The sequence below is a fragment of the Weissella minor genome (assembly GCF_001437425.1).
GTDB lineage: Bacteria > Bacillota > Bacilli > Lactobacillales > Lactobacillaceae > Weissella > Weissella minor.
Map to the genome: position 1 here is coordinate 31,081 of NZ_JQCD01000031.1, position 12,248 is coordinate 43,328.

Consider the following 12,248-nt stretch of genomic DNA (forward strand, 5'->3'; position numbering starts at 1 on the left):
AAAAAATAAAACCCGACTGGTTAGGAAAGTCTAACCAGTCGGGTTTTAATCGTGCGTTTATACAGTTTTATTTTTCAAAATTGGTTTAACTAAAAGGATGCCGATAATACCAAATAATAAAGAAAATATGGCAGCAATTGATGGGCCAAAAGCTGCTAATACATATAGTCCTATCGCGGTAATGAGTTGAGATAAATAAGAACCAAGTTGATTGAAAGAAACATAGGTCGCTTTTTTATCTAAAGGAATTAATTTAGATTGAATGGCCTGAAATTCGGGCATAATTAAAGCTTCACAGATACTACCAATTAAACCGAGTGTCAGTAGAATGCCCCAATTTAGAGATAAAAACATGTAAGCATAAGTAATGATAAAAATTATAATGACTGCCATGAGGCGTTTATATGAGATATTGACTGAAAAGTACGCAAAAATCACCATTGTCAAAAGTAGAATAGCCGCGACATTTTCAATTTGTAACCAGGTAAACATTTTGATACCGGTTAATTGAATGTTGTTAAATAGTGTAACGGTCTGAAATTGTTCTTTTAAATTGACACTAATACCATTTGGTAATGCTAGTTGAACAGAATAAGTTAGAGAGACACCGATGGCCATATTTCTAAATGGTGCATCTTGCAAAGGCTGCTTGTAGCCACGCAATAATTCTTTAAATTGTTCTTTTAGCGCTAAACGGGGTATCGTCTGGGTAGTGTTTTGAGCATCAGATTCATACCAGTGATTCAACACAAAACCAATTGATAGAATAATGAAGCCGGAAACCAGAAAAACAATGTATTGGGTATTATTAAAGGTTAGAGCGCCAAGAATCATACCAATAGCTAAAGCCACGTTGAGGCCAAGGTAGTCGATTGTAAAGGATAGTTTGCGGTTCTCTTCATTCACGGATGCCACTAGCAGTGAAGAAAAGGTTGATTTATAAAGATTGCTGACAAAAATACTTATGAAGTACATGATAACAATGGTCGTCGGGATGGCGTGGATATACATGAGTCCGGCGAGCATAAATTGGAGCAAGGCATGCACAGTCTGGCCACGGAAAAGAACTTTTTTTTCATCGAAATGATCACCGATATAACCACCGATAAAGTTAGAAGAGTAGGCGATAATGATTTGAGTAATCGCAATTAAGCTGGCTGCTTTTACATTGATGTTTACGGCAAAGTAAAGCGTCATGAATGGTGTAATTGCAAAAGATGCAATGCGATTAAAGAAAGAGCAAATTAATCTTAATTTTAAATTTTTTGACATTGCGGGCATGGCTTTTTTCCAATCTATATTTATTATTATCTAATTGTTTTATCATAATTTAGGCTAATATGCAATTCTATGTGAACGTATATTATGCAATTAATATACTGATGTGTCTCTGTTTTAAAATGTCGATTGTTAAATTTACATGATATAGTATACTCTAATAAAAATCTAATTTAAAAATGATAAGCAGACAGTATAGATTGAGTTGGGAGGGCATGGTTTGACTTACGTAAAAGCATTACAAAATAATGCTTTCAGAACATTATATATTGGTATTATTTTAAGTAATTTAGCAGCTAGCATCGCAAATATTTCTTTGATTTGGATTGCATATAATAAATTTAATTCACCATTGGTGATCGCCATCGTTCTAGGCGCATTAGAATTACCAGCATTGGTAATCGGACCATTTTTAGGTGGATTTTTGGATAAATTTAAAAAGTCGAATTTGATGATTTTTGCCTATTTAACAAATGCATCTGTCTTTTTATTCTTAATGTTCAATCCACTCAAATCGATGTTTGATTTTACAATATTTATTGGATTACTTGTGATTAGTGGTGCAGTAAAGCCCTTATTAATGGGTGGAAATTCAATGTTTATTCAAGATATTTTTCCGGTGAGTGAAGAACGAGTTGTTGCAAATGCGCTAACAACGATGAGTTTTGATATGACGTATATTTTTGGCTCATTATTATCGGGGATGGTAATGGCTTTAGGTTACGGTTTGAAAGTTTACATGTTGGTAGCGGTTCTCTATATAGTAGTTGCCTTATGCATATGGCGTGTTTCAAAATTAATCATGGTTTCAAGGGACCACGTTAATGAAAAAGCAGATGAATATAAGGGATATTTTGATAATCTAAAACAAGCATTTCATACAATTTTGAGCAATCACACATTGTTATATGTTTTGCTAATGGATTTTTTGTGGAATATGTTACTTTGGGCAGGTCTGACCGTGCTTATGCCAATATTAGTGAAACAGCACTTCATGGCCGGAGCAAGCCAATATGGATTACTTGAATCTATGACATCAATTGGCATTGTTTTAGGGTCAATCGTGGTGGGCAAGGTGCAACCAAATCCAAAATGGTTAGTATCGATTGTTGTTGGCGCAATTGGGCTACATGGTGTGCTATTTTCAGTAATCGGGGTATCAAATAATGTTCCAACAACTGCTATTTTACTCATGATCATTGGGCTGATTGTTGCACCAGCGTTAATATATAAAAACACATTTTATCAACAGACTTTTGATTCTGATGCGCGAGGGGCCTTATTTACGGTCGCTGGAACTATGACAACTGCGAGCTATCCAATTGGGATTGCATTAGCGAGTGGTTTGGCAACGTTGATGCATTCCAATCCAAGCCCAATCTTTATTGGGTATGGTTTGATGGTTGTTATCATTTCAATAGTTGTTTATTGGCGCCTAAATCGGACTGTATGATGAAAAAAGGATGAATTTGCTTTTTTAGAGCAGATTCATCCTTTTTATTTGCCTTAAGGGTACAAATTTAGTTACGCATGACTTTTAATTGGAACGGAAATTTTTGTGATATATGCCTCTGGATTAGACGCTGTCAGCTCACCAACTTGACTTTGTTCAAATATTTTAGCCCCTAATTCTAATTGATTTTCATCGGCAAAATCTCTAATTTTCTGATAGACATGGAATGTTTGGGTGTAGTCACCTTGATAATAAATTGATACGAAATAACCGGCTTGTTTAGTGTAATTATCCGCGGGGTGGTAAGCCGGTAGGTAGAAATAATCATAGATTGTTTGATTATTATTAAAATTTTCCAGAGAAACAATCCCACCTAAGCTTTCAGCAATTTGAGCTGATTGGGATCGATATTCATTTAATTTGGTGATTTCTAAGCTGCGTGACTCTTCGGGAAGGTCAGTTAAATTATGACTTACTAACAAGGAGGCTGCATCTTGGTATTCAATAAATACCGTATCGAGCGGTAAGGTAGGTAGACGGTCAATTAATTGAGACCAATTACTTAGTGACGTTTTTTGTCGTTCTAATTGGGAAATATTGGTATCGATAGTGCTAATTTGTTCTTTGAATATTTTTTGCATGGTTGTAGGTGTGCGAAATTCAATTATTTCTTTAATTTTTTCGAGAGAAATTCCTAAATCTTTTAGGTTACGAATGACAGAAAAGTTTTCTAATTGATCAAGTGTATAGTAACGCTAACCCTTTTCACTAATTTCATAGGGTTTAAATAAATTTATTTCATCATACCAAAGCAAGGTTTGACGTTTAACATCGACAAGTTTGGCGAATTCGCCAATGCTATAAAGTTTTTTATCCATGATTTTATGCTCCTTTAGCGTGCAATCTACAAGTTAATCTAGCATGATTCATATTTATTTTTATGAAATACAAATTCTATGCTTTACTCTCTTGTAACCGTAAGGTTCATAATGATTTTGTTGTAAAAATTAGTGAAGGAGTTAACAAACTATGTTTAGTTTTGATCATCAAACACGAATTATCTCAGGAGTAGGGGCAATCGATGAAGTGGCTGAGCAAGCAAAAGGACTTGGGTCTAAAGTGGCAATGCTTGTATGTACACCATTCTTTAATGAATCCGAAACGGTTGATAAAATCATCACAAAATTGAAGGATAACCAGATTGATGTCATTCAATTTTCGAAAGTACAGCCAAATCCAAGAGATTATGACTGTGAAGAAGGGGCTAAGTTAGCCATTGATAATCAAGTAGATCTCATTATTGGCTTAGGTGGCGGTTCAGCGCTAGATGAAGCTAAAGCAATTGCGGCCCTGATTACGAATGGTGGAAAATGTTCAGACTGGGACGCCAGAGATTTAGAACAACCTATGCTGGCTAATATTTGTATTCCAACAACCGCTGGGACGGGGGCAGAGGTGACATTTTGTGCGGTCATTGATGACACGAAAAGACATTTTAAAATGGCCATGTTTGATCCAATTAATTTAATTCCAACTGTTGCTATTTTGGATCCTAACTTGACGGTGACACTACCTAAAAGTACGACTGCTGGCCCAGGGATGGATGTTCTAACACATGCGATTGAGGCTTACACAGTCAAATCGCATAACCCAATTTCAGATACCTTAGCTTTGGAGGCAATTCGACTTGTTAAAGCCAATTTGCCAGTTGCTTTTAACGACCCAGAAAATATTCAAGCACGTGAGAATATGTTGAATGCATCAGCCATGGCGGGGATGGCCTTTATTAATGCCAATGTGGGAGCGGTTCATGCGCTATCCGAAACATTGGGTGCCAAATATGATTTACCTCACGGACTTACGAATGCATTGTTGCTCGAACCAATCGTCGAATACAGTATGGATGCTGATTGGCAACGATATGCAAACGTTGGTGAAGCCATGGGTGTGAATGCGGATGGCAAATCGGTAGATGAAGTTGCACGTGAAGGTGTAATTGCGTTGCACGAATTTATTGAGCAATTTGCTTTCCCGGATTTAGCTTCATTTGAAAAATTTGATGCATCTGATTTTGCTGACATCGCAACGACTGCGATGCAAAATGACCTAACTGCTGATAATGCCAAGCCGTTAACTGAAGATGCATATGTTCAAATATTAAAAAAAGCCTTTAACCTGTAACAAGCATGACCTTAAAGAAACGGAGTATTAAAGATGACGATTAAGAATTTTGTGGATTTATCATTACCATTGAGCAACGAGACCCCAATTTACCCAGGTGACCCACAACCAAATATTGATGTGGCAACGACGGTCGAAAATGAAGGATATAATCTATTTGGTGTTTTTGTGGGATCACAGTCTGGTTCCCATGTCGATGCCCCTTATCATTTTGCAAACGAAGGAAATTTTGTGGATAAAATGAATTTAGATATGTTCTTTGGAAAAGGCTTGAAGATTGTTGTACCTGAAAAAGGTGCTTCAGAAGCAATTACGTTAGCTGATATCGAAGCGGCATTACCTTTAATTAAAGAGCGTCCGTTTGTGTTGATTCAAACAGGATGGAATGACAAAACGATCGGGACTGATGACTTTTTGAACAATCCATATATTAATCGTGAAGCGGCACAAGCCTTAGTGGACGCAGGTACAAAGTTCTTGGGAATTGATACAATTAATGCCGATTCAACTGGTGGAGAGGACTTCCCAGTGCATGATTTGTTTTCTTCAAATAATTTAATGATTGGGGAAAATTGGGCACATTTTGCTGACTTAACGGCTGACGAATTTTATTTATCAGCATTTCCTTTGAACATGCATACAGATGGGTCTCCTGTGCGACCAGTTGCAATTGAGGTAGCAAGCAGTGAGCAATAAAGTCTTAAGATATGTTCGCAAATGTTTAGCAGTTTTACCTGCTGTGCCAATTTGTGCTTTGGGTGTTGTCCTTTTTGTCAAAGCGAATTGGGGTTCAGATCCTTTGACAATGTTCGAACTTGGATTATCTAATACATTCAACATAACTTTGGGCGTAGCTTCGCTAGTATTTGAAGGTAGTATGTTTGTTCTGTTCTTTTTCTTAAATCGAAAATTAGTGAATTTTGGGACATTTGCTTTTTGCTTTGGAATCGGTCCGTGTATAGATTTTTTTACCCCAATTGTAGATCGGTTGTTTAATTTTCAGCCATCTATTGCTGTGAATAGTCTGTATATTTTACTGGGGAGTATCTTAATTTGTGTAGCCTTGGCTTACTATATTCCCATGGATTTGGGCTATCAAACATCAGATATTTTTGCTTTATCAGTGGGTGAGTGGTTTCATCTAAGCTATGGTGTATCTCTAACAATTGTGTACTTAATTTTATTCATCGCAGGATTTATCTTGAGTGGACCTTGGGGAATCGGAACAATTATATCAATTGTTGCCTTTGGACCAATTATTGATAGACTAATGAAAGTAACATCTGGTTTTTCATATAAACTTGCTGGAATCACGGCATAAAAATTGTTTCATATGAAACATTGAAAATAAATAAGTCGAAAAAATTTTTAGTTGAAGGCTAAAGTTTTTTCGGCTTTTTTGATGAAAATAAGCCTGTATGTTTTATATAGAAACCGATTGAAATGTTAAGGTTACAGATTATCTAATCATAATATAGTACAATTCAAGTAATAAGATTATTGAGGAGGCTGTGATATGTCACATAGACCAAATTCACCCTACAATTTTGAAGGGACCGACGTGGCCTTAAGCAATGAGCAATTGATAGAAAAAGGAAGGCTTATGGGCGAGGATGCTAGTGAAAAGCATATTAGCAATTTTACAGCCCAAAAACGTGATGTTGAGAGCATCATGAATGTTCGTAATGAACTCCTTTTGAAAGAATTATTAGAAACAAAAAGAGAGCGTATGTCCGGTTCAGCTTTTGCTTTTTTCCGCGGTACCGTTGATATTATGAATTTTGATTTGGATCAGCAGGCTAGTAGTCAAATCAAAGCACTGATTGGCGGGGATGCCCATCTTGGTAATTTTGGTTTCTATGGTTCCCCTGAAGGACAATTGTTATTTGATATGAATGACTTTGATGAGTCTCGGATTGGACACTGGGAGTATGATCTAAAGCGATTCTTGGTTAGTTGTTTGCTTGTTGCAGAGCAGCAAGAGCTAGAATTAAAAGATGTGAATAAATTCTTAGTTAAGGTTGTGGACACATACCGAGATACACTAGAACATATGAGTGAATTACCAGCGCTTCAAAAGTTTTCTTTACCAAGCACCCTTGATAATCTAACGCAAAATTTTGGTAAATTAGAAGATACGACAGCTCATTTTGAGGATTCTTTTGATACCTTGGTCCGTAAAAGTGTAAAAAAAGCTAAAAATAGCGATTCAAATTCTGCTGTTAAAAAATACACGGAAGTACAAGCTGATGGGACACGCCGGTTCATTGAAAACGAACCCGTAACAATTCACATTAGTGAGAAGGATAACCAGTCGTTGATTAATGGATATCGAAGTTATGTGGATCATACACGTAGTGATGTCCGTTTATTCTTGGAAGATTTTCATATCGTTGACATTGTTCGACATAGTGTTGGTGTGGGAAGTGTCGGAACACTGTGCTACTTAATGTTGTTGGTTGATGCCGATGAAAATTATTTAGTCTTGCAAATTAAACAAGCTTTGCCAATATATGAAGAATCAAGTATTTACCAAAGTCGTCATCACACGCAGGGAGAAAATATTGTCGATAGTCAACGTATTCTACAAAGTGCGTCGGATGCTTTCTTAGGTTCATTTGACACGGATGACCATAGCTTTTATGTCCGTCAGTTCAAGGATATGAAGGGGTCAATTAAACTGGAGAAATTAAATTGGTCGTCTTATCAGGACTATATTTTAATCTGTACCATTATGTTGGCGCGTGCCCATAGTCAGTCACCAACATTCCCCATGATTATTGGTTACTTAAAAAGTCAGCCATGGATGAGTCAAGCGTTCGTTGATTTTGCCAATAATTATTTAGAGCAAGTTGAATATGATTATCAAAGTTTTATTGAGGAAAAATAACTATGAAAGATATATATACAGGTCAATTTTATAATCGAGATCTGAGTTGGTTGCTTTTCAATCGACGGGTTATCAATCTAGCTGCTGATTCAAAAAATCCGCTTTTGGAAAGGCTAAACTTCTTAGCTATCGCTTCTAATAATTTAGATGAATTTTACAATGTTCGAATTCCAAGTATTGAAAATCAGGTCAATTTAGGAAAAGACGGAATTGATCCCAAGTCAGGATTAACACCCCAGGAACTATTAGTTCAAATTCATGCGCGAAATAATAAAAATATTTCACAACAATATGATACGTTATACGAATTGTTGTCTATTTTTGAAGAGCGTAACATTTTTACGCTAAAGCAATACGACCAGTTAACGGCTGAATATCAAGAAGAAGCTGATCAATACTTCCGGCATCGTCTAATGCCCTTCTTAAATGTGCTTACATTCGATGCACAACATAGTCGACCAGAGATTAAAGATGGTGCGATTACAATTTGTGTACGACTAGCGCAAGCTGGAAAAACATCTGTACGACTAATTCCAGTACCACCAAAGCTTAGCCGACTTGTTCGTCTTAAGCGTAATGAGAGAGATTATTTTACACTCCTTGAAGATGTTATTCGGAATAATCTTAACCAACTGTTCCCAGATGCAAGAATTTTGGAAACACTAACTTTCCGGCTTACTCGTGATAAAGATGTTGAAATGGATGCTGAGATGGGTGACAACGATAGTGCCGGAACCATTGAAACAATGGAAAGATACTTAGCAGCCCGAGAACGCGGAAATACAACTCGAATTGAAATACAGCAGCAAGAACATGAATTTAATGCTGAATCTAGAATTTTTGAACAATTAATTCAGCAAACGCATGTGCGTGGAACTGGTGTTTATAATGTACCAGGACCGTTAGATTTGACTTTCTTATTTCAATTCTCAAAGATTTACAGCAAAAAACATACTGAGTTGAAGTACCCACCTTATCAAAGTGCCGAATGGTCGGGGACGGGTTCATTATTTAATTACTTGGACCAGCAAGATTTGTTGATTCAATATCCGTATGATAGTTTTAATCAATTTTTGCTTTTCCTAAGAGAGGCCATCAACGATCCGAATACCGTTGCAATTAAGCAAACAATTTACCGTGTTGCTGATAACTCTAAAGTTATTGCATTGCTAAAGGAAGCTGCAGCAAAGGGGATTCACGTCTCTGCAATTGTTGAATTACGGGCTCGTTTTGATGAGGAACATAATCTAGATATTGTGGAAGAATTGGAAGATGCCGGTTGTTTTGTTTATTTTGGAAAAGAAAACATGAAGGTGCATAGTAAGACATGTTTGGTTTTGAAAAATGAAGGTGATAAACCAACTGGTTATGTTCATATTGGAACTGGAAATTATAATGAAAAGACGGCAGGACAATTTGTCGACTTGAATTTATTTTCAAGTGATCAACGCTATGTGAATGACCTTGCACGTTTCTTTAATTACCTAGAGACGGATGATGCTGAGCCACCACATTATGAAGTGGTAACAGCTTCACCACATCGAATTGAAGACATGGTTATTCAGAATATTCAAAAAGTAACGGAACGATTCATCGCAACTGGAAAAGGACATGTTTTCTTAAAAACCAATGCTTTGACGGATCAAGAAGTGATTGAAGCAATCTATGATGCGGCCAAAGTTGGCGTGCCATTTCGAATTATTGTACGTGGTGCTTGTTGTTTAAAGTTGGGAATCTGTGGTGAAAAAGAGAATATTGTGATTTCAAGCATTGTGGGTGAGTTACTTGAGCACAATCGAATTTATGCATTTTTCTCAGATCAACCAGTGCAGTTATGGATTTCATCGGCAGACTTAATGACCCGTAATATGGATAATCGTGTTGAATTGGCTGCACCTATCCTAGGTGAGAAGGTACAAAACGAGTTGTTGGATATTATCGAATTATATAGTCAAGATGATGTAGATGGTTCATTCCTTAATTTGGATGGACGCTATTTCAAGCGAGATATACCTTCTGGAAAATCGGCACAACAAACATTTATCAATCGTATTTCTGATCGAGAGCAAGATGAGCCAAAAATTGAACCAGTTGTTTCACATGAAACAACTGAATATGATGCTTCGTTAGAAAATAATCAACAAAAACAACTGCGAACAGCACGTATTATTAATTTAATCTTGTTAATAATGGTAATTATTTTATTTGTGATTTTATTAATAAAATAAGCCGTTAGCCACGTTGTTTTATTAACTAAAGGCCTCAAAAAGTACATACTTTTTGGGTCTTTTTTTACTGAATATTTTAAATCTTTTAAATAAGGTATCAAAATTTAAAACAGTGAAACGTGCTTAAGGGTGGGATTATAAATGTGATTTTAAGTAAGTGTTTTTGATGGATTGGAGAAAAAATAATACGTTTTTTTTAAAATCCTCCAACGATTGAGTTGATTTGTAGGCTGTTTCACATGGAACAAAAATATGAACAAAGTCGGAATATTAAGGTGAGTATATCGTCTAAAAAGGTTGACATAGAGCGGTTGCGTCCCATAGAATTAATAATTATAAGAAAACGTTTACACAACATATTTGGAGGATTTTTAAATGACTGATAAGAAAATGTCAGCCGGACTCGCGGCTTTGAAAGTAATGGAAGGCTGGGGCGTTGATACTATTTATGGTATTCCGTCTGGAACCCTAAGTGGTTTGATGAATGCTATTGGAGATCCTGAAAATAATATTGAATTCTTGCAAGTTAAGCACGAAGAAGTTGGTGCAATGGCCGCCGTTATGCAAAAGAAGTTCGGTGGCAACATTGGTGTTACCGTTGGTTCTGGTGGACCAGGTGCAACTCATTTGATTAACGGATTGTATGATGCTGCGATGGATAACATTCCAGTATTGGCCATTTTGGGATCAAAGCCTGTTCGTGAATTGAACATGGATTCATTCCAAGAATTGAACCAAAACCCAATGTATGAAAACATTGCCGTTTATAACCGTCGTGTCGCAACACCCGAACAATTGCCACATTTGGTTGATGATGCCATTCGTACAGCAATTGCTAAGCGTGGTGTAGCCGTACTTGAAGTACCTGCTGACTTTGGTTTCGCTGAAGTTGATGCAGATTCACTTTACTCAACACCATTGTATTCTTCAGGGCTTGGTTTCCAAAACTACAAGTCAGCACCAGTAGAAGATGCTGAAATTGAAGCTGCTGCTGAAATTTTGAACCAAGCTAAGCGTCCAGTTATTTATGCTGGTATGGGAACTATGGGACATGGAGCAGCCGTTCAAGAATTGGCTCGTAAAGTGAAGGCACCAATTATCACAACGGGTAAGAATTTTGAAACTTTCGAATGGAACTTTGAAGCTTTGACAGGTTCAACTTTCCGTGTTGGTTGGAAGCCAGCTAACGAGATGGTGCTTGAAGCTGATACTGTTTTGTTTGTTGGTTCAAACTTCCCATTCTCAGAAGTTGAAGGAACATTCCGTAACGTTGATAAGTTTGTTCAAATTGACAATAACCCAGCTATGCTTGGTAAGCGTCATGCAACTGATGTTGCCATCCTTGGTGATGCTGGTGAAGCCGTTGAAGCAATCTTAGCTAAGGTTGAAGCAGTTTCTGAATCAGCTTGGTGGGATGCAAACGTTAAGAACGTACAAAACTGGCGTGATTACATGAACAAGTTGGAGCAAAAGACCGAAGGTGACCTACAGGCTTACCAAGTTTATAATGCTATCAATAAGTATGCTGATGAAGATGCCATCTATTCAACTGATGTTGGTAATGTGACACAAATGTCACTACGTCACTTACACATGACACCAAAGAACATGTGGCGTACATCACCATTGTTTGCTTCAATGGGAATTGCGTTGCCAGGTGGTATTGCGGCAAAGAAGACATATGCTGATCGTCAAGTTTGGAACCTTATCGGTGACGGTGCGTTCTCAATGTCATACCCTGACGTTGTGACAAACGTACGTTATAACTTGCCAGTTATTAACGTTGTTTTTACTAACACTGAATATGGCTTCATTAAGAACAAGTATGAAGACACAAACAAGTATAATGTTGGTGTTGATTTCACTGATGTCGATTACGCTAAGATTGCCGAAGCACAAGGTGCGGTTGGTTTGACTGTTAGCCGAATTGAAGACATTGATCGTGTAATGAAGGAAGCAGTTGATTACTATAACCAAGGTCGTGTGGTTGTGGTTGATGCCAAGATTACTAAGGATCGTCCAATTCCTGTTGAAACTTTGAAGGTTGATGCAAACTTGTACGGTGAAGATGTTGTTAACGCATATAAGGCGAAGTACGAAGCTGAAGAGCTTGTGCCACTTCGTGAATTCCTTGAAGCTGAAGGCCTAGAGTCAAAGTATATTAAGGAAGAAAATGGAAACAAGTTTAGTTTCTAATTAGTAAATAACTTTAAAAGAG

At 37.0% G+C, this 12,248-nt stretch carries 9 protein-coding genes and 1 pseudogene; 7 read left to right on the forward strand and 3 right to left on the reverse strand.

What is annotated here, in order from left to right:
- Window positions 1-57 precede the first annotated feature (57 nt).
- Window positions 58-1,281 carry an MFS transporter gene (locus IV67_RS07665; protein WP_057788710.1) on the reverse strand — a complete coding sequence of 408 codons (1,224 nt, stop codon included), beginning with the start codon at window positions 1,279-1,281 and terminating at the stop codon, window positions 58-60.
- Between the two features lie 217 nt (window positions 1,282-1,498).
- Between IV67_RS07665 and IV67_RS07670 the strand changes: the two genes are divergently transcribed.
- Window positions 1,499-2,731, forward strand: coding sequence for an MFS transporter (locus tag IV67_RS07670; RefSeq protein WP_057788712.1), 1,233 nt, complete (start codon window positions 1,499-1,501; stop codon window positions 2,729-2,731).
- 71 nt (window positions 2,732-2,802) lie between these two features.
- On the opposite strand, the pseudogene IV67_RS07675 reads toward IV67_RS07670, so the two are convergent.
- Window positions 2,803-3,474: pseudogene (locus tag IV67_RS07675) on the reverse strand (MerR family transcriptional regulator); the annotation flags it as partial.
- Between the two features lie 12 nt (window positions 3,475-3,486).
- The gene (locus IV67_RS09315) at window positions 3,487-3,609 is read right to left on the reverse strand and encodes a MerR family DNA-binding transcriptional regulator (protein WP_236698273.1); all 123 of its coding nucleotides are present in this window, start codon (window positions 3,607-3,609) and stop codon (window positions 3,487-3,489) included.
- A 151-nt stretch (window positions 3,610-3,760) separates the two neighbouring features.
- Here IV67_RS09315 and IV67_RS07680 point away from each other — a divergent pair, with 151 nt between their 5' ends.
- The 6 genes from IV67_RS07680 to spxB all read left to right on the forward strand — a co-directional run bounded on the left by IV67_RS07680 (window position 3,761) and on the right by spxB (window position 12,226).
- Window positions 3,761-4,912 (forward strand): iron-containing alcohol dehydrogenase, encoded by a 1,152-nt coding sequence (locus IV67_RS07680; RefSeq protein ID WP_057788716.1) that lies wholly within the window; start codon window positions 3,761-3,763, stop codon window positions 4,910-4,912.
- 33 nt (window positions 4,913-4,945) lie between these two features.
- Window positions 4,946-5,608, forward strand: a complete 663-nt coding sequence (locus IV67_RS07685) for a cyclase family protein (RefSeq protein ID WP_083486711.1) — start codon at window positions 4,946-4,948, stop codon at window positions 5,606-5,608.
- Window positions 5,598-6,233 carry a YczE/YyaS/YitT family protein gene (locus tag IV67_RS07690; protein ID WP_057788718.1) on the forward strand — a complete coding sequence of 212 codons (636 nt, stop codon included), beginning with the start codon at window positions 5,598-5,600 and terminating at the stop codon, window positions 6,231-6,233. The genes IV67_RS07685 and IV67_RS07690 overlap by 11 nt, the downstream gene beginning before the upstream one ends.
- Window positions 6,234-6,428: 195 nt before the next feature.
- Complete coding sequence (locus IV67_RS07695; protein WP_057788720.1) at window positions 6,429-7,802, forward strand: DUF2252 domain-containing protein; 1,374 nt, start codon at window positions 6,429-6,431, stop codon at window positions 7,800-7,802.
- A 2-nt stretch (window positions 7,803-7,804) separates the two neighbouring features.
- Complete coding sequence (gene ppk1 / locus IV67_RS07700) at window positions 7,805-10,030, forward strand: polyphosphate kinase 1 (protein WP_057788722.1); 2,226 nt, start codon at window positions 7,805-7,807, stop codon at window positions 10,028-10,030.
- Window positions 10,031-10,405: 375 nt separating this feature from the next.
- Window positions 10,406-12,226 carry a pyruvate oxidase gene (spxB, locus tag IV67_RS07705; RefSeq protein ID WP_057788724.1) on the forward strand — a complete coding sequence of 607 codons (1,821 nt, stop codon included), beginning with the start codon at window positions 10,406-10,408 and terminating at the stop codon, window positions 12,224-12,226.
- Window positions 12,227-12,248 lie beyond the last annotated feature (22 nt).

What these genes read in the sequence shown, in the direction of transcription:
- spxB (WP_057788724.1), top strand. Translation starts at nt 10,406, where the DNA reads ATGACTGATAAGAAAATGTCAGCCGGACTCGCGGCTTTGAAAGTAATG.
- IV67_RS09315 (WP_236698273.1), bottom strand. Translation starts at nt 3,609, where the DNA reads ATGGATAAAAAACTTTATAGCATTGGCGAATTCGCCAAACTTGTCGAT.
- IV67_RS07665 (WP_057788710.1), bottom strand. Translation starts at nt 1,281, where the DNA reads ATGCCCGCAATGTCAAAAAATTTAAAATTAAGATTAATTTGCTCTTTC.
- IV67_RS07685 (WP_083486711.1), top strand. Translation starts at nt 4,946, where the DNA reads ATGACGATTAAGAATTTTGTGGATTTATCATTACCATTGAGCAACGAG.
- IV67_RS07680 (WP_057788716.1), top strand. Translation starts at nt 3,761, where the DNA reads ATGTTTAGTTTTGATCATCAAACACGAATTATCTCAGGAGTAGGGGCA.
- IV67_RS07695 (WP_057788720.1), top strand. Translation starts at nt 6,429, where the DNA reads ATGTCACATAGACCAAATTCACCCTACAATTTTGAAGGGACCGACGTG.
- ppk1 (WP_057788722.1), top strand. Translation starts at nt 7,805, where the DNA reads ATGAAAGATATATATACAGGTCAATTTTATAATCGAGATCTGAGTTGG.